This is a genomic window from Bacteroidales bacterium (assembly GCA_029210725.1).
Classification (GTDB): domain Bacteria; phylum Bacteroidota; class Bacteroidia; order Bacteroidales.
On record JARGFM010000014.1, the window covers coordinates 79,224 to 104,325 of the forward strand.

Annotated in this window: 21 protein-coding genes; 9 read left to right on the top strand and 12 right to left on the bottom strand. The window is 49.0% G+C overall.

Going from position 1 to position 25,102, the window contains the following annotated elements; translation table 11 throughout:
• Nucleotides 1-4: 4 nt before the first annotated feature.
• The 5 genes from P1P86_09615 to P1P86_09635 are packed head-to-tail and all read left to right on the top strand — an operon-like array spanning nt 5 to nt 4,532.
• Nucleotides 5-1,090, top strand: coding sequence for a bifunctional 3-deoxy-7-phosphoheptulonate synthase/chorismate mutase type II (locus P1P86_09615; GenBank protein ID MDF1575435.1), 1,086 nt, complete (start codon nt 5-7; stop codon nt 1,088-1,090).
• A 4-nt stretch (nt 1,091-1,094) separates the two neighbouring features.
• Nucleotides 1,095-2,120 carry a 3-dehydroquinate synthase gene (gene aroB, locus P1P86_09620; GenBank protein MDF1575436.1) on the top strand — a complete coding sequence of 342 codons (1,026 nt, stop codon included), beginning with the start codon at nt 1,095-1,097 and terminating at the stop codon, nt 2,118-2,120.
• Nucleotides 2,107-2,742 (top strand): type I 3-dehydroquinate dehydratase, encoded by a 636-nt coding sequence (locus tag P1P86_09625; protein MDF1575437.1) that lies wholly within the window; start codon nt 2,107-2,109, stop codon nt 2,740-2,742. The genes aroB and P1P86_09625 overlap by 14 nt, the downstream gene beginning before the upstream one ends.
• Nucleotides 2,739-3,743 (top strand): chorismate synthase, encoded by a 1,005-nt coding sequence (locus tag P1P86_09630; GenBank protein MDF1575438.1) that lies wholly within the window; start codon nt 2,739-2,741, stop codon nt 3,741-3,743. Before P1P86_09625 ends, P1P86_09630 begins: the two co-directional genes overlap by 4 nt.
• Before the next feature lie 6 nt (nt 3,744-3,749).
• Nucleotides 3,750-4,532: a prephenate dehydrogenase/arogenate dehydrogenase family protein gene (locus tag P1P86_09635; GenBank protein ID MDF1575439.1), complete on the top strand. Its 783-nt coding sequence runs from the start codon at nt 3,750-3,752 to the stop codon at nt 4,530-4,532.
• On the opposite strand, the gene tilS is transcribed toward P1P86_09635, so the two are convergent.
• From tilS to P1P86_09655, 4 genes are read right to left on the bottom strand one after another with little or no spacing between them, the layout of a single operon-like run.
• Entirely contained in the window at nt 4,515-5,840 is a 1,326-nt protein-coding gene (gene tilS / locus P1P86_09640; protein MDF1575440.1) for a tRNA lysidine(34) synthetase TilS, read from the bottom strand. The two genes, P1P86_09635 and tilS, sit on opposite strands and share 18 nt — an antisense overlap.
• 4 nt (nt 5,841-5,844) lie before the next feature.
• The gene (locus P1P86_09645; protein ID MDF1575441.1) at nt 5,845-7,770 is read right to left on the bottom strand and encodes a Zn-dependent hydrolase; all 1,926 of its coding nucleotides are present in this window, start codon (nt 7,768-7,770) and stop codon (nt 5,845-5,847) included.
• A gap of 28 nt (nt 7,771-7,798) precedes the next feature.
• The gene (proS, locus tag P1P86_09650) at nt 7,799-9,271 is read right to left on the bottom strand and encodes a proline--tRNA ligase (protein ID MDF1575442.1); all 1,473 of its coding nucleotides are present in this window, start codon (nt 9,269-9,271) and stop codon (nt 7,799-7,801) included.
• 55 nt (nt 9,272-9,326) lie between these two features.
• On the bottom strand, nt 9,327-11,339 hold the full coding sequence (locus P1P86_09655) for a 7TM diverse intracellular signaling domain-containing protein (protein ID MDF1575443.1): 2,013 nt from the start codon (nt 11,337-11,339) through the stop codon (nt 9,327-9,329).
• A gap of 165 nt (nt 11,340-11,504) precedes the next feature.
• Here P1P86_09655 and P1P86_09660 point away from each other — a divergent pair, with 165 nt between their 5' ends.
• The 3 genes from P1P86_09660 (at nt 11,505) to P1P86_09670 (ending at nt 16,672) form a co-directional block, all read left to right on the top strand.
• The gene (locus tag P1P86_09660) at nt 11,505-13,523 is read left to right on the top strand and encodes a hypothetical protein (protein MDF1575444.1); all 2,019 of its coding nucleotides are present in this window, start codon (nt 11,505-11,507) and stop codon (nt 13,521-13,523) included.
• Between the two features lie 125 nt (nt 13,524-13,648).
• Nucleotides 13,649-15,154, top strand: coding sequence for a hypothetical protein (locus P1P86_09665; GenBank protein ID MDF1575445.1), 1,506 nt, complete (start codon nt 13,649-13,651; stop codon nt 15,152-15,154).
• Between the two features lie 66 nt (nt 15,155-15,220).
• Nucleotides 15,221-16,672, top strand: a complete 1,452-nt coding sequence (locus P1P86_09670) for a hypothetical protein (protein MDF1575446.1) — start codon at nt 15,221-15,223, stop codon at nt 16,670-16,672.
• Here P1P86_09670 and P1P86_09675 read toward each other — a convergent pair.
• From P1P86_09675 to thrS, 8 genes are all read right to left on the bottom strand, one after another.
• Nucleotides 16,662-17,285, bottom strand: coding sequence for a WbqC family protein (locus P1P86_09675; GenBank protein MDF1575447.1), 624 nt, complete (start codon nt 17,283-17,285; stop codon nt 16,662-16,664). The two genes, P1P86_09670 and P1P86_09675, sit on opposite strands and share 11 nt — an antisense overlap.
• Before the next feature lie 11 nt (nt 17,286-17,296).
• A complete protein-coding gene (lepB, locus tag P1P86_09680; protein MDF1575448.1) occupies nt 17,297-18,712 on the bottom strand; it encodes a signal peptidase I in 1,416 nt (471 codons plus the stop codon).
• Nucleotides 18,713-18,720: 8 nt separating this feature from the next.
• Nucleotides 18,721-20,040 (bottom strand): signal peptidase I, encoded by a 1,320-nt coding sequence (gene lepB, locus P1P86_09685; GenBank protein ID MDF1575449.1) that lies wholly within the window; start codon nt 20,038-20,040, stop codon nt 18,721-18,723.
• A gap of 4 nt (nt 20,041-20,044) precedes the next feature.
• Nucleotides 20,045-20,776 (bottom strand): 4-hydroxy-tetrahydrodipicolinate reductase, encoded by a 732-nt coding sequence (gene dapB / locus P1P86_09690; protein ID MDF1575450.1) that lies wholly within the window; start codon nt 20,774-20,776, stop codon nt 20,045-20,047.
• Between the two features lie 102 nt (nt 20,777-20,878).
• Complete coding sequence (gene rplT, locus P1P86_09695) at nt 20,879-21,223, bottom strand: 50S ribosomal protein L20 (protein ID MDF1575451.1); 345 nt, start codon at nt 21,221-21,223, stop codon at nt 20,879-20,881.
• A gap of 92 nt (nt 21,224-21,315) precedes the next feature.
• Complete coding sequence (rpmI, locus tag P1P86_09700; protein ID MDF1575452.1) at nt 21,316-21,513, bottom strand: 50S ribosomal protein L35; 198 nt, start codon at nt 21,511-21,513, stop codon at nt 21,316-21,318.
• Nucleotides 21,514-21,537: 24 nt separating this feature from the next.
• Complete coding sequence (gene infC / locus P1P86_09705) at nt 21,538-22,053, bottom strand: translation initiation factor IF-3 (GenBank protein MDF1575453.1); 516 nt, start codon at nt 22,051-22,053, stop codon at nt 21,538-21,540.
• 79 nt (nt 22,054-22,132) lie between these two features.
• A complete protein-coding gene (gene thrS, locus P1P86_09710; protein MDF1575454.1) occupies nt 22,133-24,091 on the bottom strand; it encodes a threonine--tRNA ligase in 1,959 nt (652 codons plus the stop codon).
• Nucleotides 24,092-24,280: 189 nt separating this feature from the next.
• Between thrS and P1P86_09715 the strand changes: the two genes are divergently transcribed.
• The gene (locus P1P86_09715; protein ID MDF1575455.1) at nt 24,281-25,054 is read left to right on the top strand and encodes a PKD domain-containing protein; all 774 of its coding nucleotides are present in this window, start codon (nt 24,281-24,283) and stop codon (nt 25,052-25,054) included.
• The last annotated feature ends 48 nt before the right edge of the window (nt 25,055-25,102 follow it).

Consider the following 25,102-nt stretch of genomic DNA (forward strand, 5'->3'; position numbering starts at 1 on the left):
AATTATGGTAGTTGATGTAGCGCTTGAACCCATTTCCTTGGATGGGGAAATATTTAAAAAGCCTGTGATTATGGCAGGCCCCTGTAGTGCAGAAACCGAGGAGCAGTTGATGAACACAGCAGTTCCCCTGGCAGAAATGGGAATTAAGATATTCAGGGCAGGAATATGGAAACCCCGTACCAGGCCCAATGCCTTTGAAGGAGTTGGTTCCATTGGATTAAAATGGTTACAGACGGTAAAGCGGGAAACCGGAATGCTGGTTGCAACCGAGGTGGCCAATGTAAAGCATGTATATGAAGCCCTGAAGTTCGGAGTGGATATCATCTGGATCGGAGCCCGTACATCGGCAAATCCCTTTGCAGTCCAGGATATTGCCGACTCCCTTCGCGGAGTGAATATTCCGGTAATGATCAAGAATCCTGTAAATCCGGATGTGGATCTCTGGATCGGAGCTATTGAACGGATCAACAACGCGGGTATTAAACAAATGGCTGCCATACACCGGGGGTTTTCCAGCTATGACAAAACCCTGTATCGGAATGTTCCCCAGTGGCAGGTGCCCATTGAATTGCGCAGGAGGATCCCGGAGATGCCCATCATCACAGATCCCAGTCACATCTGCGGAAACCGGGAATTTCTGTATGATATCTCCCAGAAGGCGATGGATCTGAACTTCGACGGACTGATCATCGAAACGCACTGCAATCCGGATAAGGCCCTGAGCGATGCGAAGCAGCAGGTAACCCCCGACGGATTGAAACAGATCCTCGACCGTCTGGTATTCCGGGATCCGGAGGTCAACGAGGAGTTAATGCTTACCCTGGCCGAACTGCGCGATCAAATCGATAAGCTGGACGACAGGATCATTAATCTGCTGGAGGAGAGAATGGGAATTTCAGAGAAGATCGGAAGCTATAAGAAGGATAATAATATTACCATTCTGCAGACCAAACGATGGGATGATATGTTGAAAACCAGGTTAAAACTTGGTGACAGAAAAGGGCTTAGTGAAGAGTTTATTATTAAATTGTACCGTTCCATTCACCAGGAGTCTATCAATCACCAGACCAGGGTGATGAACCAAGAGTAAGATCATGCATCAGCTAAGACTGACCACATCCGGAGGGGCCTCCGAGATCCTTGTTGGAGAGCTTCTTTCTTCCCGGCTTCAGGCGCTGGAGATGGAACCCATTTTGCTGATAGATGAGCTTGTGCTGCTTCATCACCACGATATTTTTGAGCCTTACAGGTCGCTTACCATTCCTTCCGGAGAGTCGCACAAGACCCTGCAAAGCGTGGAGGCCATCTACAGGCAGCTGGTGACTCTGGAGGCCGACCGCTCCACACTGATGATTGGGGTGGGGGGTGGATTGGCCACGGACGTGGCTGGTTTTGTGGCTTCCACTTTTCTTAGAGGAATGCCTTTTGGATTTATCTCCACCACTCTGCTGGGTCAGGTGGATGCCAGCATAGGAGGCAAGAACGGGGTGAATCTCGATGGCTATAAGAACATGATTGGAAATATCCGGCAACCTTCTTTTGTGTGGTGCGACCTTTCCCTGCTGACCAGCCTGGAAACCAGGCAGTATGTCTCCGGGATTGCCGAAGTGATCAAATACGGACTTATCCGGGATATCCGGTTTCTGGACTACCTCGGGGAGCATATGGAAGCCCTGCTGGGCCAGAAGGGAGAAGTGCTTGAACATGTGGTGAGTACTTCAGTTACTATAAAAAGTGAGGTGGTTCAGAAGGATGAACGAGAATCTGGTCTGCGGAAGATTCTTAATTTCGGGCATACCTTCGGGCATGCCATTGAGCGTCACAAGGGCGTATTGCACGGCGAAGCGGTGGGGGTGGGGATGATCCTGGCAGCCAGGCTTTCTCACCTGCAGGGCCTGCTGTCGGCGCCGGAGGTGGACCGGGTCGAGCAGATGGTTCTTTCGGCCGGACTGCCTGCCCGCATGAAGCTGGATCCTGGTGAAATCTACGAGAATATCAGGAAGGACAAGAAAAAGAGCGGAGAGGATGTACATCTGGTTCTGCTGAAAGGATTAGGGAATACCATCATCAGGCCCATGGCACTGTCGGAACTTAAATCCCAGGTCAATGATCTGTGCTAGTGTTGCCCATATATCCGGTCTGGATGAGGCCATCAAATCGGGAGCCGGACTGATAGAGTTGAGACTCGACCTGATTAAAGAGTCTCCGTCGAGGCTCTTTCCTCTGATGCCAAAAAACATGGAAACCATTGTTACCTGTCGTCCCGGAGTCTACAGTGATCCGGAGCGGACAGGACTTTTGCAGGCGGGTATGAAGCTGGGTGCCGACTATGTGGATATTGAGCTCGAGTCGGATCGCGGAGCGATGGAGCAGTTGATTGGCACTGCCGGCACGACGGGAACCAGGGTGATTATTTCCCATCACGATTTTATCAGGACGGCAGACCGGGAAGACCTGGAATCATTGATGAAAGCCTGTTACGAAAAGGGAGCGGAGATCGCGAAAATTGCCACCTGGGTGAACGCCCCGGAGGATATCCGTAAGCTGCTGAGTCTCTATGACTTTCCTGGCAAGAAGGTGATTCTTGGAATGGGGCCCCTGGGAAGGATTACCCGGGTAGTGGCCCCCTATCTGGGCGCTGTATTTACCTTTGCCTCCACCACTGAAGCAGATGAGACCGCTCCGGGACAGCTCAGTATAAAACAGTTAAATGAACTATATAAAGTGATTGATAACTCATGAATACATTCGGTAGATTATTCAGAGTCAGTATTTTTGGCGAATCGCACGGAGAGTCTGTGGGTATTGTGATGGACGGGGTTCCTGCAGGAATTCCACTGAAACCATCGGATTTTGAAGAGGATTTTTCCAGGAGGAAAAGCGGTGCAAAAGGAACCACTCCCAGGCAGGAACCTGACATTCCGGGGATCAAAAGCGGTGTCTTTAACGGCCATACTACCGGTGCTCCCTTAATGGTCCTTTTTGAAAATACAAACACCCGGTCGAGAGACTACAGCCAGCTGAAGGATATTCCCAGGCCCGGGCATGCAGATTTTACCGCGCATCATAAATTCGGAGGGTACCAGGATTATCGGGGGGGCGGACATTTTTCGGGACGTCTGACCCTGGGACTGGTAGCTGCAGGTGTGCTGGCAAAAAAGATTCTTGCTCCCATGGAGGTAAGATCCGCGCTCCTGGAGGCAGGTGGCAGCAGCGATATTGAATCCGCCCTGAACCGGGCCATCGAGAACCAGGATTCCATCGGGGGGATTGTGGAGTGCAGGATATCCGGAGTTCCGCCCGGACTGGGAGAACCCTTCTTTGACTCGGTGGAGGCAGTGATGAGTCATATGATCTTTTCCATTCCAGCTATAAAGGGAATTGAGTTTGGTGCCGGATTCCGGGCTGCAAAGATGACCGGAAGTGAACATAATGATAATTTTATATCTACCAGCGGAACCACCGGGACCAACCGTGCAGGAGGAATCAACGGGGGAATATCCAACGGCAATGAGATTTATTTCAGGGTGGCCGTAAAACCAACCTCCAGCACACACCGGACCCAGCGTACTATGAATATGGCTACGGGCCAAATGGAGGATCTCAGCATTGAAGGAAGACACGATACCTGCATTGCGCTGAGGGTTCCGGTGGTCGTAGAGGCGGCTGCCGCGCTGGTGATGGCCGATTTTTTGCTGCAGGCACAGGAAGCTGAACGAATTTTTAAACACAAATCTGAATAGAACGGAATGCGAATAGCAATTATTGGAGCCGGAAACATGGGTTCGTGGCTGGTGGAGTCGCTCTGCCTCGATGATGAGGTGGGCATCTATGATGTGGATCGAAGTAAACTGAAATACTTCTTCAATTCCAGGAAATTTTTATACTATGAGGAGATCATGGACTTTTCACCAGACCTGCTGATCAATGCAGTGAGTCTGGATAAGACCCTCTCCGTTTTTGATGATATTGTCTCCTATCTTCCCAAAGACTGTATTGTGGCTGATATCACTTCGGTAAAGAGCGGACTGGCTGAGTATTACAAAAAACTGAACCGGCGCTTTGTTTCCACCCACCCCATGTTTGGTCCCACTTTTGGAAATGTAAAGGACCTGAGCAATGAAAATGCCATAATTATCAAGGAATCGGATGAGGAAGGGAAGGCTTTTTTCAGGGAGTTTTACAGCAGTCTGAAAATTAGGGTTCATGAATACTCCTTTGAGGAGCATGATAAGACCATTGCCTATTCACTCTCCATTCCTTTCTCATCCACCATGGTATTTGCTGCCTGCATGAAGGAGCAGGAGGCACCGGGAACCACCTTTAAAAAACACTTCAGCATCGCTGAAGGATTGCTTTCGGAGGACGATTTCCTGCTCACCGAGATTCTGCTCAGTCCCCACAGCCTGAAACAGGTGGAACGGATCAGTGAACAGATGGATCGTTTGATAGAAATGATCAAAGCTCGTGACACGGAGCAGTTAAAGGTTTTTTTCCAGGGCCTGAGGCATAATCTAGGTCTGGAATCGTAGAAGGAGCACCCGGCTGGTGGAAGGAGTGATCCGGAAGCGATGGTCGATTCGGTGCCCCATGATCCATACGATTTTTTTTCCGGAGGCCATGATCCATATGCGTTCTTTTTCAGGGACCGGGACTTTTGTGTCCACAAAGAAATCGCTGAGCTTCTTCATCTGGTTCATGCCGAGCGGAAAGAAATAGTCTCCGTGCTGCCAGCGCCGGATGGTGAGGGGAAACTGTATCAGGTCCAGATCCAGGCAGGCTGTCCCGGGATCGTCCGGAATAAGCGGAAGCTCCGACCGGTCCAGTACCTCCATATCCATGGGAAAGGGCAGGGAGGAGTGTTTTTCCGGATCGTCCAGGTAATATCGTTCGAAGGAAGCGCTGTCCGATGGCACCAGGATCATCAGATTACGGTCCTTATAGAGCCGGTGAGTCGTGGAGATCGACAGGCGGCCCGGTCCGGAGTCCATAATTTTCCTGATCCCCTCACACTGAGAACGTGTAAATCCATAGGGAGAGAAAAGTTCATATATCCAGGTCTCCGGAGGGGTCAGGGCCCTGAGTTTTTCCGTATCGATGCTGATCTTTCCATGCTTCCCCTTAAAGAGTTCCCGCCGGACCTTTTCAACGGAGTTTTGAAAGATCTCGTAGATCTCACCCAGCCGTTTCATATTCCCCTCCATGGTTTCCATAAAGCCCGGATTGATCTGTTCCATCACAGGAAGTACCCCGTGCCTGATCTTGTTTCTCTGGTACCTGCTCTCCTGGTTACTGGCATCTTCCCTGAATTCAATGGCATGCTGCTGCTGATAAGATTCAATCTGGGAACGCGAGGCAAAGAGAAGCGGTCTGATGATGTTTCCGCGTCTTGGTGAGATGCCTTTTAAACCTCTTAATCCCGAACCCCGGGACAGGTTCAGGAAGAAGGTTTCCACTGCATCGTTTTTGTTGTGAGCCGCAGCCAGGCGGTCCAGGCCGTGTTCGGTCAACAACTCTTCAAACCAGGCATAACGCAGATCCCTGGCGGCCATTTGCAGGGAGATGCCCTCTTGCTGCATTTCCTTCCGGACATCAAATCGTTTGACCTTAATCGGGATTTCCAGAGAACTGGCCAGTGAACGGACCAGCATTTCATCCAGATCTGAATCCTCTCCCCTGAGCTGAAAGTTGCAGTGGGCAATGCTGCATTCATATCCTGAGACTTTAAAAAGGTGGGCCATCACCACCGAATCGATACCTCCGCTTACCGCCAGGAGAATCCGGTGATCCGGTCTGCAAAGATCCAGTTCACTCAGAAAGCTGTTGAATCCCTCAAGCATGATTTTACTGCAGGCCGACTACACCGGGGCCCTGTTTAAAAACAATATCTACAGGAATATGAAGCAATTCAAGTCTCTCCAGGTCCGATTGCAGCTCCTCACGGATAAAGCCTTTCTCTTCCACCAGTCTTTTAGCCAGTTCATAATCGCCATCGCCCTGGGTGGTCAGAATCAGATTCGTCAGTTCGTACATAGCCTGCTGCATCGCTTCAAAATTGATGCTGTAAGTACCGTTCAGATCCCTCGCGAAGGCCCCCATCTCCTGGAAATAGTAGAAACGGATCATATTCGCTTTGCCGTGTGAACTGGCCACTCCAAAACGGATACTGCGGAAGATACTGGCCATAAAGGTCACATAGGTATCCATCAGGTCCCGTTCACCGAGCATACCCTCTTCGTACATTTTGGTGATCAGGAACAAAGAGAGAATATCTGCTTTTCCCTCTTCCAGGGCACTGTACTGCTCTTTCAGGGCCGACCGAACCGTTCCTGAACCATGGATGGTCTGGTTCAGTCCCAGTCCGTGAGCCACCTCATGGAACATCACATTCTCGAAAAATGCATCAAAGGTGACGTGTTCGCGCTGCTCCTCTGCAATCAATACATTGCTGATGGGCAGGAGGATTTCCTCGAACTTGTACCGGATGGCATTTTTCAGCTGAAGTTTCCTGGAGCCTTTACCGGCCTGCACCCGTTCGTCATTGGGAAGGTTTATGGCAATGGTTTTGCTGCCTGCATTGCAATCGCCGGCATAATAGATCACGTCGTAGGCTCCCAGATCGGATTGACTGCCCGGAACCTCCTGTTTGTAAACCTCCGGAACAGGCAGGCTCTTCTGCATTTGTGGAAGAACCGAGCTGATATAGGCCAGCTTTTCGCTCCAGCTTTTGTCTTTTATAAGGATGAAGGATTCATGAGCTGCCTTGTAATTGTAGAGTGCATCCTCATAGTTTTCTATGGGTCCCACCACAAAATCTATGTCATTCTCCTTCATATCCATCCAGGCCATATCCGAGGGGTAATAGTCGTCGGTCAGCAAGGCATCGGCCCTGAGTTTCAGGTATTTCTTAAACCCCTTATCTTCAGCTAAATCCGCGGCCTGTTTCAGTAATTCAGAGGCCTGTTTTAGCTGCCCGGCATAGGCTTCATGGTAGGGGACCACCTGTAAGGAACCATCCGGGTCCCTGGTGATCAGGGTATAGAGGCTGCTTTTTTCAGGATCATCCAGGGATTCAAATTCCTCCTTGCTCATGTCGGCCGGATAGTATCCTGAACCCCTGGGTTTTGGTCCGTAACCCGGGAGAAAGGGGAGGTTTCCGTTAAGACGCTCCCAGGGCCCGTAATTGATCTGAAAGAAACGGGCCACATGCTCATCCACCATGGAGGCCAGTGCGGCATCCCTGTCGGGAAATACCTGCGCCCAGTAAATATCATCCATGATATCGGCAACCTGGAAGAGCAATCCGATCATTTCTCTTTGATTATCTGAGAGATGAGAGAGGTCGGTTTTTAACTCCACCTCTGCAAACTCTTTCGCTTTGCGTTCCATGAGGTCGCTGAATTTTTCGAGACTGAGTTCTTTTTCAGTTTCAGTAAAACGGAGGAGCAGTTTCTTTTCCGTTTTAAGGTAAGTAAGAGCGCTCACCGTAAGTTCACTATGAATGGGAATAGTGGTGGTGTAGCTGATTTGCTCCTCATTTTCTGAACTTTGCTGAATCGAGTAGACTTCGCCTTCCAGCTCGACCACATCGCCTTTCAAAGTAAAAAAAAGAGATTGGGGATCCGTGTACCTGCTTCCATCCTCATCTTCAATCTCAAAGCGGGGCAGGGTGCCTGAAAAAAGTTCGAACAGTCCTTTTTCCTGGTTACACCCCTGGAAAAGCAGAATAAATGTGGCAGACAGGAGCGGGACAAATGCATGTAGTTTCATGGGAGCGATTTTTATTTGGTAAAAAAAGTTAGTAGGCTTTCGCAATGACAACCCTCTTCCTGGAAGGCTTGCCACTAACAACGCACCGGCCCTCTTCCTCTACAGCGTTCAGCGGCAGGCAACGAATGGTTGCCTTGGTTTCCTTGATCCGTTCTTCCGACTCGGGGCTCCCGTCCCAATGGGCCAGGGCAAAGCCACCCTTGTTTTCAAGCACGTCCACAAGCTCATCCCAGGTATCCACGCGATGTGTATGGGCATTCCTGAATTCCAGCGCTTTGTTATAGATATGCTCCTGGATATCCTCCAGCAGTGCTTTGATATAGGTGGCAAGTCCTTCCTGGGGAAGCACTTTCTTCTCCAGGGTATCCCTGCGGGCGAGCTCCACGGTTCCGTTTTCAATATCGCGAGGACCAATGGCAATTCGCACCGGTACCCCTTTCAATTCATATTCGGCAAATTTCCAGCCCGGTTTCTGTGTATCGCGGTCATCATACTTCACTTCGATACCAAGTACCGTAAGGTCATTTTTGATCTTATTAGCCACCTCTGTTATGGAAGGCAGCTCCTCATTGCCCCGGTAGATAGGCACAATAACCACTTGAATTGGAGCCACCCTGGGGGGAAGTACCAGACCATGGTTATCAGAATGTGCCATGATCAGCGCTCCGATCATCCGGGTAGTCATTCCCCATGAAGTAGCCCATACGTGGTCCAGTTTTCCCTCCCTGTTCGTAAACTGCACATCAAAGGCTTTGGCAAAGTTTTGTCCCAGGAAATGAGAGGTACCGGCCTGCAGGGCCTTCCCGTCCTGCATCAGTGCTTCAATGGTCAGGGTCTCAACAGCTCCTGCAAATTTTTCTGACTCGGTTTTGCTCCCAAGCAGTACGGGAATGCCCAGGAATTTTTCCGAGAATTCGGCATAGATATTCACCATCCGGAGGGTCTCCTCTTCAGCCTCTTCCCGGGTGGCATGTGCCGTATGGCCTTCCTGCCACAGAAACTCGGACGTTCGGAGAAAAAGCCGGGTGCGCATCTCCCACCGGACCACGTTGGCCCACTGGTTAATCAGGATGGGCAGGTCCCGGTACGATTGAACCCAGTTCTTATAGGTGTTCCATATAATGGTCTCGGAGGTAGGCCTGACGATCAGTTCCTCTTCCAGCTTTGCTTCGGGGTCCACCATAAGTCCGCCATTTTTCTCATCGGCTTTCAGTCGATAGTGTGTGACTACGGCACATTCCTTGGCAAAACCCTCCACATGGTCGGCTTCCCTGCTGAAAAATGACTTTGGTATAAACAGAGGAAAATAGGCGTTCTCGTGCCCGGTTGCTTTAAACTTCCGGTCCAGTTCGGCCTTCATCTTCTCCCAGATGGCATATCCGTAAGGTTTGATCACCATACAACCCCTCACTGCCGAGTTCTCGGCGAGTCCTGACTTTAATACCAGATCGTTATACCACTGCGCGTAATTCTCTTCCCTGCTGGTTAATACTTTGGCCATTATCTTGCTTTTTTAGAGCTACAAAGAAAAGAAAAAAAGGCGAGCTGCTGAAGTCTTACAGCCGTAAACCGATCACCAGTACATCATCAATCTGACTCAGGTCTCCTTTCCACTCCTCAAAAATCAGGCTAAGGATCCGGTGCTGCTCTTCCATGGGGCGTTCATGCACTTCCAGCAACAGGTCCTTGAAAGGTCTGTATTTGAATTTCTTTCCCTGCGGACCTCCAAACTGATCAGGGAAACCGTCGGTGAACATGTAGACCCGGTCGCCCTGTTTCATGTCGATAGTGTGCCTCGTGAAATCCGACATCTTTTCATAGTATGCCACCGGCATATTGTTTCCCTTATACTCTAACATTTCCCCATTTCTGACAATATATACGGGGTTGTTGGCCCCGGAGAACTCCAGTTTCCTGGTCTGCATATCATATATAACCAGAGCCATATCGATGCCGTCTTTCTGCTCCCCGATTCTTCCTTCCTGCTTCAGGGTGCGTGCTATGCTCAGACGGAGCTGGTTCAGAATCATATCGGAGTTCATCACTCCCTTCTCATTTACAATCTCATGCAACATGGTGATTCCAAGCATACTCATTAAAGACCCGGGGACTCCATGCCCGGTGCAGTCGGCAGCTGTAAGCACTATCCGGTGTCCACTCTGGGAGATCCAGTAAAAATCACCGCTTACGATATCCCGGGGTTTGAAAAAAATAAAATGTTCGCTAAAAAGAGTTTCAAAAACTTCGTCTCCCGGCAAAACGGTATTTTGAATTTTCTTGGCATAGTCGAAGCTGTATTTGATCTCTTTATTCTGTTTTTCGATATGCTCCTTCTGTGCCTGTATTTCAAAGGTGCGTTCCTGTACCTTATCCTCCAGTTCGCGGTTCACCTTGTCTTTCAGCGCTGCATTTTCCTTGAGCTGATCAATGATTCTGCGCTGAGCCACCTCCCGGCTTTTTTTCAGGAGGTTGATGCGTTCACTCAAACCAATGGAAAAGGCAAGAATTTGAAGGGTGACGCCAAATTCCAGGCTGTGTTTTCCTATGGCATAATCGGCCAGTGCATAGTTGGTGGCAATTCCCAGTATCAGGAAGAGATTGGCAAACAGAAAGTACCTGGCGGGCTGGAAATTCTCCCTGGTAAGGATCATGGCAGGTACCACTGCCAGGAAGAGGCAGCCGATGGCCGAGACGATCATAATGGCAAATCCGCCCAGTTCTATCACAAAGGGCACATCCACACCCAGTCCCTGGAGCAGGATTATGGCAAAGTTAAGAATAAGCCCCCCCACCGTAAACCAGACCGCGATCAGAAGAATCGTATCCCAGGATTGCAGGGTATTCCGGGTATCCAGATAGGCGCGTCCGAATAAAAGATAAAAGAGGAGGAATATCTCCAGCAGGAAGATGGTAATAGGTGCGGTAATCAACCGGGGGATTAACTCGTATATATAACCCTCCTTATTGATGAAAAAGAAAAAGAAGGCCAGGATATAGAGAATATAGTAGAGGTAGGAGTTTTCACGCCCCCGGACAAAAAGAGGGATATGATAAAGGATCATAATCAGAAGAATCCCGGTGAAGATTCCAAAAACAAGACGTTTGGAACGGTCATGGGCAAGAACACTATGTTGGGTCGAAATGGTAAATATAAGATCTGAAAGCACAGATTCCGGCCCCAGGGTTACGCTCAGATACAGAGTATCGTTCTGGCCCGGTGGAAGATAGAGGCGAAGGTCATCCGATCCGCTGATATTCACATCTTTTTTCCTGGGATGAAGCTTGTTGCCTGAGTTGCGCACCGTCACCATGCCGTTGTCGAACTTCTGGTACAGTTTATACTCATCAAATTCAGAGATATCGTTTCGCTGCAGGTGAAAGGCGAACTGACGGGTGGACCGGTTTACAAAATAGAATCGGAACCAGATGCAACTTCCGGTCGCACTGTTTACCAGAGCAGGATCCGGGTTATTGTAATCAACTGGTTTGAACTGCTGGTCCATCATCCCTGAAAACAGTTCCGCGGGAAGGACCGAGCAATGAGGATCTGCCAGAAACTGCAGCTGCATATCAGAAATACTTAGCTCCTGTACAAAATCGGACAGAATCACTGGTTTCTGTGCAGCAAGTAATTGGCAGACTATCAGAAATATTGGAGCAAGACTAAAGCGCATTCCGGTTTTTTCCTTCCAATGTCAAATATAATGTATATTTACAAAAAGTTTATCTAAGGAATGAATAGAGACCTTATTAAAACAAGGTTTATACAAATTGCCATTCTGATATTGATTTCCTCCTGTTCCGGTAATGTGATCCAGACTACTGTTTTTACGGATGGCTTCCAGGAACTTGAGCCAGGCAACAGGCCTAACTTTGATTCATCCGATCCGGCTATATGTTATGATGAACGAAGGGGAAATATTGGTAAATGGAGTGTTGCCACAAGCCTCAGGCAGGATGGGTTTGACAGGGCGTGGGTCATCCGCAACGAAGACGGAGAGAACTATCTGGCTCAGACCTTTACCAATCTGAACAACAAGAATTCTCCATTGAGTCTGGTCACTCATCCCTTAATTGTGGCCGGAGAAGAATTATGGAGCGACTATACGATCCGGGTCGAATTCACTCCTCTGGCCAAGTTTGATAAATGCGGCGTAGTATTTGGCTACAAACACCCGGCCGATTTCTTTTTTTTTGGTGTTGAAGGGAATACAGTCACTTTGAAACATGTGCAGCAATCAGTAACCCCTTTGAGGCCCATTGAGCGGATTCTGGATATCAGACCGCTTGTCTGGAGTCCGGGAGAAGAGTTGAATGCCACCATCACGGTTCGCAGGAACAAGGTCTCCACCATCCTGAACGATTCTATCAATATGCATGCCGAGGGACTGGCCCTTTCCGGCAAGATCGGTCTGATTTCGGATCTGCCTGCCAGGTTCCACAGGGTAGAGGTGAAATTGCTCAGTGGCGAGCTGCGAAAACTGTCAAGGAAAAAGAGGCAGCTCGACAGGCGGCTGGAACTGAACCAGAGTGATTTTCCGGAGATGGTGCGCTGGAAGAGATTTGATACGGGCGATTACGGTATCAACCAGAATATCCGTTTGGGTGACCTGGATGGGGACGGAAACAAGGAGATTGTGTTTGTCAGGCCCGATGCTACCGGATCGGGAGTAGGATCAGTTTCTGTGATAAACCTGGATGGCGAATTGATGTGGCAATACGGCAGTCTTCTGAAAGATGAGGACTGTTCCGGTGTGGAGTTACCGGTTCAGATTCATGATCTGGACGGAGACGGATCGCGCGAAGTAATTTTTGTTAGCAGGGGACGGATCTATATCCTTGAGGGTCATACCGGAAAACTGACCCGTCGTATCATGATTCCCGGATCCGGGAATGTTAACTCACTGATTTTTGCAGATCTGCTGGGTTCCGGCAGGGACAATTGCATCTTGCTTTCTGATCGCGAGCATCTTCTGAAGGCCCTGAACGAAAAGGGAGATCTGATTTGGGAGCAGCATACCAGCTCGGGATCCCAGCCGATGGTATATGATATGGACGGGGATGGCCGGCACGAGGTCCTGATGGGATATTCAGTCCTCAGCTCCGAAGGAGAGCAGATCCATGATGTGGGGGTGCATATAGGCGACCGCTGTAACGGGGTTACTGTTTATGAAATGGTAGACGGCGACCAGCGGATACCCTGCCTGGTTTATGCGGCAGGCGACTGGGGACTGCTCTATTATGACTTTGAAGATCATCTTTTAAAGCAGCATATACTGGGTCATGTAAGTCACCTGGGGGTGGCTGAGTTGAATCTGGAATCGCCCGGACTGGAAGTGGTCACCTCTAATGGCTGGGGCAGCCGGGGGCTGGCTCATGTATTGGATGCAAATGGAACGCTGCATACCGGGTTCCTCCCGGAATCGGGTGAATTCAGATGTCAGAGTGTTAACTGGAAAGGGGATGGGGAGGAGTTTTTCATCACTTCAGCCGACTCCGTCAGAGGAGGGATGTATGATGGGCACGGACAGCTGTCAGTGGCCTTCCCACCGGATGGGCACCCGGTCTCCTGTTACCTGGCCACAGACCTTACAGGGGATGCCCGGGATGAGATCATTCTTTGGAATTCCAGGGAGCTCTGGATTTATACGCAATATGATAATCCCCGCATGGGCAATACTTACGAGCCACGCCGCACCCCTCTCTATAATCACTCCATGCACCAGATGTACCGTTCTGCGCCGGAGTGGTAGCTTTGGCGGCAGCTTCTTATTATTTTGTATATTGCAAATAATCGTTCTGTATTATTCTTTTTTGGCACGAACTTTGTTTTGTATACGGCAAAACACCAGAGGCAAAAATACCGGGAGGAAACGTCATGAAAACTATAACATTTGCCATAATCAGTTCCGCTATTATTCTGGCATCCTGCAGTTCAGCGAAATATGCCGCTACTTCGGAATATGATGATATCTATTATAATCCCAATAGTACAGAGAGGCAGGCGAGCGCTGTGCTTGCAGATGAGCCTGCAGTGACAGCTCAGGAGGCGATAAGTGCACAGCCCGTTTACCAGGAGCCGGACTACAGCAAATCAGCGGAAGCAGCCGGAGATAACCTGAGTGATTACGAAAGATATAAGCTGCAACAGGAAGCCGAGATGCTTGGCGAGTCTTATACACCGGAGGGCAGCGAAGCACTCTATGCCGAGCAATACAGCGAATTCGATACCCTGGGGCAGTATGGCCAGGAGAGTGCTCCGGTAGTGGTTAATAACTACAATTATTATACCGATCCCACCGACTATTACTATTCATCCAGCCTGAGAAGGTTCTCAGATAATTACTATGGCTGGAACTACTATGATCCCTATTACACAGATATGTACTGGTATACCGGAAGTCCGTTCAGCTGGGGAATCAGCATGGGATGGGGATACCCGGGATGGGGAATGAGATACTCCTACGGATACCCTTACTATCCCTCCTATTACGGATATTATGATCCTTTCTATTCCTATGGTTGGGGCGGCTACTATGGCGGTTATTATCCATATTATGGCGGTTCCTACTGGAGTGGGTACAACCATGGGTTTTATCATGGATATTACTATGGAAGCAGTGACCTTTACGGTGCCAGCTACCGCTATGGCAGAATGGATAACAGGCACTACTACGGATATTCAAGACGATCTGATGTAAGCACCGGCAGTGCAAAGGTCTCTACAACCGGCGATCCCAGGTACAGGAGCCGCACCGCGACGTCCTCAACAAGGGAAGCCACTGCCACACGAAGCAATACCAGAGTGTCCGCCACTACCCCCAGGCAGGTAAGCAGATCTTCTGCCACTGCGACTCAGAGGCAGGTGAGAACCAATACGTCCACGGCTGTACAGAGGGGGACTGCCAATACGGTCCGGACCACCAGGACGCCTCAGTCGGTCAATGCCCAGCAGCGTAACAGCAATGCTGCGACAAGGGGAACCTATACCCCAAGCTACAGCAAGCCCCGCACCAGTGCTACTTCGACCTATAACCGGAGTGCTGTACCAAACAGGAATTATTCACCGTCCACTGTTCCGAGCCGTACCCCGGCCGTAAACCGCTCAGTTACCACGCCCAGCCGGAGCAGCACGATCAGCCGTCCGAGCAGTACCAGCCGCAGCAGCAGCTCTTACAGCCGTCCGAGCAGTACCAGCCGCAGCTCCAGCTCTTACAGCCGTCCGAGCAGTACCAGCCGCAGCTCCAGCTCTTACAGCCCTAGTTCGGGTGCCAGCCGTTCCAGCGGCTCAGTCAGCCGGAGTTCAGGCGCCAGCTCTTCCAGCGGCTCAGTCAGCCGGAGTTCAGGTGGATCTTCCAGGTCTTCAGGTTCGTCCAGACGTTAAACTGTCAGTCAAATCCGGGATCCCCCAAAGGTTCCTGGTTTCCTATGAATTAAAACAGATATTGCTATGAAAAAACTATCATATATGGCCTTGCTGTTTCTGGGTTCCATCCTTACAGTGAATGCCCAGAATGAGATGCAGGCCCTGAGATTTTCCCAGTTCAATCCTTTTGGAACAGCCAGGTATGCTGCACAGGGAGGTGCCATTGGTGCGCTGGGTGGCGATTTCACTTCGGTGCTGACCAACCCGGCCGGGCTTGGGCTTTACCGTTCTTCTGAATTCTCTTTTTCCCCATCCTTTTACTGGGTGAATACCAGCTCAGATTTCCAGGGAGCCGTGGCCGATGAATCACGCCTGAAATTTAACCTGGGGAGCATCGGGATGGTCAATGCCATGACCCGTGACCGCAGCAGCGGAATTGTGGGGGCGGCATTTGCACTGGGCTACAATACCCTGGTTAACTTCACCAACAGCACCACCATCCGGGGGATCAGCCGGTACAGCTCTATGCTGGACGATTTTACCTGGCATGCCAATGCAGACCCGGATAACCTGAGCCCCTTTTACGAACAGCTGGCATTTGACACTTATCTGATGCCCTATGATGAGACCTCTGAGAGCTACTGGCACGATATGCAGCTTGACGGCTATGGTCAGCAACTCTATCGTTCCTCTCTGCAATCGGGATATATTGGGGAGTATTCCATTTCCGGGGCATTTAATTTCAGCAATCTTCTCTATTTTGGAGGAACCGTGGGATTTCATTCCGTACGCTTTTATGAAGATATCTACCATAGCGAAACTGATCAGGATAATCACGTTCTGGATTTTGACAGTTTCAGGTTCAGAGAGTATAACAGTACAAACGGATGGGGCTATACAGCACGTTTCGGTATGATTTTCAGGCCTATACAGATGCTCAGGATCGGAGCTTCTTTTCAGCTGCCCACCTATTACCGGCTTACCGATGAGAAGTACACGGATATGGACTCTTACTGGGACAGTGCTTCGGGGATTCAGGATGCCTCAGAAGGATCGCCCAACGGGATCTACGACTACAAGCTGAAAACTCCGTTCAGGACCAGCGCCCATGTTTCCCTGATCCTTTTTAAACTTGCCACGGTTTCGGCCGGCTATGAATATGCAGACTATTCTGCGGCTCGTCTGAGCGCCTATGACTATCCGTTTATTGATGAAAACGACGAGATTCGCCAGGCCTTCCAGGCAGTCCATAACCTGAAGGCCGGGGCTGAAATCAGGCTCGGTACCCTGTATGTGCGTGCCGGTGGGCAGTATTTGATGAGTCCCTTTACAGATAGCAGGAACAATGCAGAGAGCTGGGTCTATTCGGGAGGTCTTGGAGTCAGGACACCCAGAGTCTTTTTTGACTTGAGCTACACCCACTCTGCCACGACCGAAGTATATGGCATGTACGCCTATGAGCCGGGTGCCAATGAGATTTCTGTCAACGACATCAATGGCAATAACCTGATGTTCACTGTAGGATTCAAGTTCTGAGACTGCGTTGCAGGTATGATAATGCATCCGGACCCAGGTTGAAGATCAGATCAAGGATACTCAGGTTGGGACAGAAGCCCAGGCGGTCCGAGAAGACCTGGTGATATTCCGGAGGATGGAAAGCGGGGTCTTCGGTCGCCTGGTCTTTTTTAGGATGGATAAAATCCCTGGGGTCATGCTCTGCAGAGATGGGGCTAAAGCTATCTGAACAGCTTAGCGGGATATCCAGCCCCAGGATGTTCAGGGATTGTTCCACAAGCTGAAGATTAAGGTCTATCAGAAACTCAGATTTCTTCTGGTAAAAGGGACGGATCTCATCGGCCAGAAACTCAAAGAAAGGCGAAGAGGCATAGGAAGCAACCAGGCTGCGCCAGTGGATCTGGTTCCAGGGGGTGTCGTAGTCGATCCGGATGTCGCGAAACAGGGTTTTGATTCCACTTTTCCGTTTTACCGGGATCGATAGAGGGATCACTCCATTGGGTCCCATGATCAAACAACGGTTCCGGTAGGTTTGCTTGCTATAGTTTTCGTGCTGTTCCAGCACAATCTCCTTCTGCCTGACAAGGCGGGCATAATAGTTAACGGGTCCGTTATAGAGAGCCGGAAAAACCAATGGAAGGGTATTTACCTGCTGGCCCTGACGATGCGGAACATCCGGTTCCAGCGGACCCCTCCATACTCTTTATCCACACTGAGCCAGATCAGGCGCGGTTTTCCAATCACATGGTCTTCCGGCACAAATCCCCAGAAACGGGAATCGGCCGAATTGTGCCGGTTATCTCCCATCATGAAGTAATAGTCCATCTGGAAGGTGTAAGTGGATGCTGGTTCCCCGTTGATGTAAATCTGTTCACCAATGATCTCCAGCTTGTTCTTCTCATAGGCCTCCATGATTCGCCGGTAGAGTGGAAGGGTTTCCGTGTTCAGATCAACAGACATTCCTTTCTGAGGAACGGTCAGGGGTCCGAAAAACTCCAGGTTCCAGGGATATCTTTGGTCGTGGGGAAAGATATCCCGGTCGTATTGCCCGTCTGTGAACATATTGACGGCTTCCACACTGATAACACCGGGCAGGGCCCCTATTTCCGCGGCATTATTACTGCTCAGGGGGAAGGTATAATTGGGATTGTTTCTGACATCTGCGGCATCCCTTCCAACACCAAAGGGTTCCAGCGAACGCGGATTGATAGGGGTGCCATTGGTTCTTACCCTGTACCAGCGCTGGATTCCCTCATGAGATTTCTGCTTTTCCCCATTTACATAAACTTCGTTGTTGATCACCTGGAGGGTTTCCCCCGGAATGGCCACGCAGCGCTTGATGTAATTATCGCGCCGGTCAACGGGCCTGGTTTCCACATCATATTTTTCGGCAATTTGTTTGCGTACATAATCTTCATACACCCTCATGGGCCGTGTACGGTTGTTCTGTGCCTGGTCTGCCTGCATCAGCTTGTATGCTTCATCACGAACCAGGTCGTAATAGTCAAAATTGCCCCTGGCATATAGTGTGTGATCTCCTTTCTCCAGGGCAACTGTATCGGAAGCAGGGAAATTGAACACTACGATATCGTCCCTTTTGACAGTGCTGAATCCTTTCAGTCGTTTATACGGGCGCTCGATCCATTCCAGGTAGGATTTTCCGCCAAGTACTGTATTTGGAAGAAAGGGGATAGCCAGGGGGGTGTTAGGGGTCCGGGGTCCGTAAGCAGTTTTGCTGACATAGAGGTGGTCCCCTACCAGCAGGCTGCCCTCCATGGAAGGGGTGGGAATCTTATAGTTCTGAAACAGGAAGATATTGATCAGTGAAACTGCAACCACTGCAAAGATCAGGGCATCGAGCCATTCAACAATCACATTGTTCTTTTTCTTCCTGCTTTTCCAGAAGGACCAGTTAACCTTTTTACTTACATAGATATCGTATACCACAGGGATGCCAAACAGGAACCAGTAGTTTTTCAGCCAGATCACAAAAAGGATGTAAATCGTGAGGGCCAGTCCGAACTTGAAATATTTGTGTTTCAGTAATTTACTAATATTCATTACGCTGTTTATTTAATGGACCTAAAGATACGTTCTTTTCTTAAACCACCAATGAGCGGGGTATCTGGTTTGATGGAGAACAGGACCGCTACTGCTTTGCCCAGGAGATGATCCTCGGGGACAAAACCCCAGTACCTGGAGTCGGCTGAATTGTGGTGATTGTCGCCCAATACAAAGTAGTAATCCATCTGTATTCTATAGGTATCTGAGGGTTTGCCGTTGATATAAATCACTTCGTCCATAATTTTGAGATCGTTCTGTTCATATACATCAATAATCCGACGGTAGAGGGGCAGGTTTAGCAGATTAAGCCGGATGGTGTCGCCGCGGGCCGGAATCCGGACAGGCCCAAAATTATCGCCGGTCCATCTGTAAGTTCCACTGTGTGGAAAGATCTCCTGGTTCTGGAAAGAAAGGGTGGGTTCTGTATATCTGCTGATGCTTCTCACTTCGGGGAAAGATCTCAATGATGCCACATTCTCCTTCGCCAAATACAAAACGTGCAGGGAGTTGACCGGATTGTACGTGACGGAGTTTTTAAGGATTTTTAACGAATCAAGCAGTTGATCGGGAAGGGGTTCGCCCCAGGTAGTTACATAGTATTTATACTTCTGGAGAGGTAATTCCGGTCTTATTTTACCATTCACCCTGACTCGTCCCCCGGAGATCAGCAGGGTATCTCCCGGCAGGGCGATGCATCTTTTGATGTAGTTTTCCCGTTTGTCCACCGGGTGAGAAATTATATCGAATTCCGACTGGATATAATCCCTGCCATACTGTCGGACAAGGGAGTAGTAGTTCTGTCCCGGATACTCGACCACCATACTGTCGCCTTCCGGGAAATTGAAGACGATAATATCTTCTCTTTTTACCCTGGAGAAGCCTTTTAATCGTTTATGGGGCATTTTGAGTTTTTCGGAATAGGATTTCTTTCCCGAAGGAAGCTTATTATGGTAAAAAGGAATGGCCAGCGGGGTTTCAGGAAGCCTGGGCCCATAGGCAAGTTTACTTACAAAGATGTAATCTCCGGCCAGGAGTGTCTCCTCCATAGAGGGAGTAGGAATCTTGTAAGCCTCCAGGAAAAGGAATTTGATAATCAGGGAGCTGAACAGGGCAAGAAGGAAGACCGAAAACCACTCCAGGATCGTTATCAGTGTCCTGGGCAATCTGAGAAAACCAAGGGACCAGTTGATCTTTCTGCTCACAAAAACATCGAAAAGAACAAAGTTAAGCGGAAGCAGGAAGAGCAGTCCAATCCATATGACCAGCATTGACCAGCACAGGCCGGAGAGGAAAAATCCCAGGTAACTCTTTGCCACCCGGTCCATCTCCTTAGAGGTTTAACAGATCATGCATTCCGAAAACTCCCTTTTTTCCTTTGATAAAGCTGGCAGCAAGAAGCACTCCGGAAGCGAAAGCATCCCGGGTGATCGCATTATGACTGAGCGTAAGAGAGTCGACGGGTGACTCGTAATGAATGCTGTGTTTCCCCTTGACCTCTCCTTTCCTGATCGCTTCAATGCTCAGCCTGCCTTTCAGGCCATTCACATCATCCGGCGATCCCTTCAGGTACCAGCCCTGGATATGACTGTTTGCTTTTATGATCTGCTGTGCAAGTGTCAGCGCCGTACCGCTGGGAGCATCTTTTTTATGTACATGGTGCACTTCGCTCATGGACACCGCATATTCAGGAAACTGATCCATGATCTCTGCAAGTTTCCGGTTCAGTGCAAAAAGAATATGGACCCCGATGCTGAAATTACTGGCATAAAAGAAGGTGCCGTTCTTCTTCCGGCAAAATGCCTCTATCTCGGGGATTTTTTCGTTCCATCCGGTAGTACCGGAGACTACCGGCACACCCATGCGGATGCATTCCAAAATATTGGCCGGTGCAGCCGACGGAGTGGAAAACTCAATGGCGGCATCGATGCCCCGCAGGTGATCAGGCTTGAGCAGAGAACGATTATCTTCGTCGATGATTACCGGGAAGGAGTAACCCTGATCAAGCCCCAGGGCCTCCACGGTCCTGCCCATTTTTCCATATCCGATCAATGCAATATTCATAGCCCCGGAGTTTTCTGACACACGAACATACTAACATAGTAAGACACTAACAAAAAAAGCCGCTCCCATTTTAAGGAACGGCTTCTTTTTTAAGCAGGTATATTATTTTACTTTCTTTACAATGGCCTCAAATGCTTTAGGATCATTCATGGCCAGATCGGCAAGTACTTTCCGGTTGATCTCGATGCCGGCGCTACTTAGTTTACCCATAAATTCGGAGTAGGACATGTCATGCTCTCGCACGGCTGCATTGATCCGCTGAATCCAGAGGGCTCTGAATTCCGCTTTCTTTTTTCGACGGTCCCTGTAAGCATAGCTGAGTCCCTTCTCAAATGCATTTTTGGAAACTGTCCAGACATTTTTTCTGCGACCAAAGTAACCCTTGGTCTGCTTCATCACTTTTTTTCTCTTCTGTCTTGACGCGACAGCATTGTTTACTCTAGGCATTTTTTTTACTTTTTGGATGCAGGCGGTCGGTACGACACTTTCTGGCTCCACATCCTGGTTAAACTAAATTACCACTATCAACAGGTCATATCTTACTTCATAGCAAGCAAACGCTTGATATTATCTTCATCAGCTTTATGTACTTCACCAAAATAGGTCAGGTTCCGCTTGCGCTTCTTCGACTTCTTGGTAAGAATATGGCTCTTGTAAGCATGTTTCCTCTTGATTTTACCGGTTCCGGTGAGCGTGAATCGCTTCTTTGCTCCCGGATTCGTCTTCATTTTTGGCATTGTTCCTATCTTTATCTATAATAACTACTTCTTTTTCAACACTTTGGGTGCCATAAACATGGTCATCCGTTTCCCTTCGAGTTTGGGGAGCTGTTCAACTTTCCCAACCTCTTCCAGGTCCTGGGCAAGCTTTAATAACAGGATCTCACCTTTTTCCTTATATAAAATAGATCTCCCTTTAAAGAATACAAAAGCCTTCAGTTTGGCACCCTCTTCCAGAAACTTATGAGCGTGCTTCAGTTTAAAACTGTAATCATGTTCATCGGTATTCGGACCGAACCGGATCTCCTTCACCACCACCTTTGTGGTTTTGGCTTTCATTTCCTTCTGCTTCTTCTTTTGCTGGTAGAGAAACTTCTGATAGTCGATGGCCCTGCAAACAGGCGGATCGGCCTTGGGTGAAATCTCAACCAGGTCGAGATCCAGCGAATCAGCAATCTTAAGGGCTTCCGCTAAGGAGACAACCCCTGGATTTTCAATATTATCACCAACAAGTCGAACTGAGGCGACACGTATCTGCTGATTTGTTCTAAAGGAAATCTTATCCTTATTGCGGTTATCGTTGCTGCGTCTGCGATAATGGCTTGGTCCTGCTATGGCTTGTTCCTCCTATCTTTTGTTAAACATTGGTCTCCACGGACTCTAACTGATTTTTAACCTCAGCCTGCAAGAATTTTGCAAATTCTTCCAGTTTCATCTCTCCCTGATCACCTTCTCCCTGTCTTCGAACGGAAACTGTACCATTTTCCTGTTCCTTTTCGCCTATGATAAGCAGATATGGAATGCGCTTTAACTCGTTATCCCTGATCTTCTTACCTATCTTTTCACTCCTCTCGTCAATCAGGGTGCGAATATCGTAATTTTTAAGGAACTTTGAAACTTTTTCAGCATAATCATGAAATTTTTCACTAATGGGCAATATGACAGCCTGATCGGGTGTGAGCCAGAGAGGAAATTTTCCTGCAGTATGTTCGATGAGCACTGCTACAAAACGCTCCATGGAACCAAAAGGCGCACGGTGGATCATCACAGGCTGATGTTTATGATTATCAGCGCCGATATACTCCAGTTCAAAACGTTCGGGGAGATTGTAGTCTACCTGTATGGTTCCCAGCTGCCATTTCCTGCCCAGGGCGTCCTTCACCATAAAGTCCAGTTTGGGTCCGTAAAAGGCAGCTTCGCCATATTCCACCACTACATTTTTCATACCCTTGGCTTCCACGGCTTCGATAATAGCCTGTTCAGCTTTCTCCCAATTTTCATCCGAGCCGATATATTTCTCTTTATCCTCCGGGTCCCTGAGTGAGACCTGGGTAACAAAGTCTTTAAAATCCAGGGTTTTAAATATGTAAAGAATGATATCGATCACCTTCAGGAACTCCTCTTTCAGCTGATCGGGACGGCAGAAAATATGTGCGTCGTCCTGTGTAAATCCGCGTACCCTGGTAAGTCCGTGCAACTCCCCGCTCTGTTCATAGCGGTAAACAGTTCCAAATTCAGCCAGGCGAAGGGGCAGATCCTTGTAAGACCGGGGTTTTGCCTTGTAGATCTCACAGTGGGCCGGGCAGTTCATGGGCTTCAGCAGAAATTCTTCTCCTTCCTGGGGAGTGCGGATGGGTTGAAAACTATCTTTCCCATACTTGGCATAGTGGCCGGAGGTAACCCATAACTCTTTCTGGCCAATATGGGGAGTGATCACCTGTTCGTAACCTGTTTCCCGCTGAACCTTTTTCAGGAAGTTCTCCAGCCGTTCCCTCAATTGTGCCCCTTTTGGCAGCCAGAGCGGCAAACCAGGTCCCACTCGCTGGGAAAAAGTAAAGAGCTCTAGCTCCTTGCCCAGTTTCCGGTGGTCACGCAACCTGGCCTGTTCCAGAAACTCCAGGTACTCTTCCAGCATTTGGGCTTTGGGGAAGCTTATCCCGTAAATCCTGGTCAGTTGTTTCCGGGTTTCATCTCCTCTCCAGTAAGCGCCGGCCACACTTAGTAATTTAATCGCCTTGATGGGGGAGGTGTCGGCCAGGTGCGGTCCCCGGCAGAGGTCTGTGAAGCTACCCTGGTGGTAAAAGGAGATGGTCCCGTCCTCCAGCTCGCTGATTAGTTCAGTCTTATACTTATCACCTTTATCCTCAAAAAATTGCAGGGCCTCCTGCTTGCTTACCTCTTTTCTGGCATATTCCTGTTTCTGAGAGGCCAGTTCCTTCATCTTCTTTTCAATTTTTGGCAGGTCGGCATCGGTGATCACCACATCCTCCCCCGGATCCACATCATAATAGAATCCGTTTTCGATGGCAGGACCGATACCAAACATGGTGCCCGGATAAAGCGACTCGATGGCTTCAGCCATCAGGTGGGCAGAGGAGTGCCAGAAGGCATGCTTCCCGTCGGGATCGTCAAACTTGTTAAGTTTGATGGTGGAATCTTTCCGGATGGGACGGTTCAGGTCCCATAGCTCGTCGTTCACATTGATGGAGAGCACCTCCCGTGCCAGGCTGTTGCTAAGGCTTCTGGCTATATCGAGTCCCGACACACCCTGCTCATACTGCCGTACAGAGCCGTCGGGAAAAGTGATGTTGATCATTGAAATTTTCGTTTTAAAAAACAGCGCAAAGATACGAAAACAATATGGATAAAAAATTTAATTTATTGGTCCGGGATCCTTGGGTTTTAGTTATTTTGCAGCTGGAAAGGAAACACCTTTCACTTACAAATATCCAAGTTTGGCATGCTATTTGGAATTACCAAAGCAACAACCAGAAAACCAATTGCCATGAAACGTTTAATATACATACTACCATTGCTTTCACTGATGGTGATAAGCTGCAACAGAGAACCTTTAGCCGACGCGACCGTGGACCTGAACCCCGCCTATGTGGGAGAAATGGTGCGTTTTACTAGTTATTCCACCAATGCCGAAAGCGTGGAGTGGGATATGGATGATGGCTTTATTTACAATACTTCCGTAGTGGATCATTACTTCGTTGATCCCGGCTATTACGATGTCCGGCTAAGTGCCTATGGCGTTAAGGGAGACATCAGCACAGCCGTGATTCCGATGGAAGTGATTGGTTCAGCAATTACCATCACGGTGGAGGACATTGATAATGAGGGTACTTATATTCCTGAAACGGAGATTTACCTGTTTCGCAGTCTGGCCGACTGGGATACCGGGAATCTGGATCTGGCCTTCGGACCTTTTTATACCAATAGCTTCGGAGTGGTTACCATTGATGGCCTGAGCTACCAAAAGTACTATGTGGATGCCTATATCAGTTACGGGAATACGGGCTATGTAAACTGGCTCCTGGGTGAAGAAGATGAATACTGGATTGAGACACAGCTCCTTTCAGCAGGTCCCAGTATCGACCATTACTTTACAGCCTACGTGGAGTATGTCTCCTTCGATAAGAAGAAAGCGGCAGCGGTTGAAGAAGAGCGCAAGGGAAGAATCCCTGCTTCCCGGGCAGCCGGGCAGCTTAAGGCCGCGGGTCAGGACCGTCCGTTCAAGGAGAATAAATCCACTGCAGAGGGAGAAAAAAGATAAAAATGTAATAAGTTTTCCTGCAGAAATTAAAATTTAATATATTTGCAC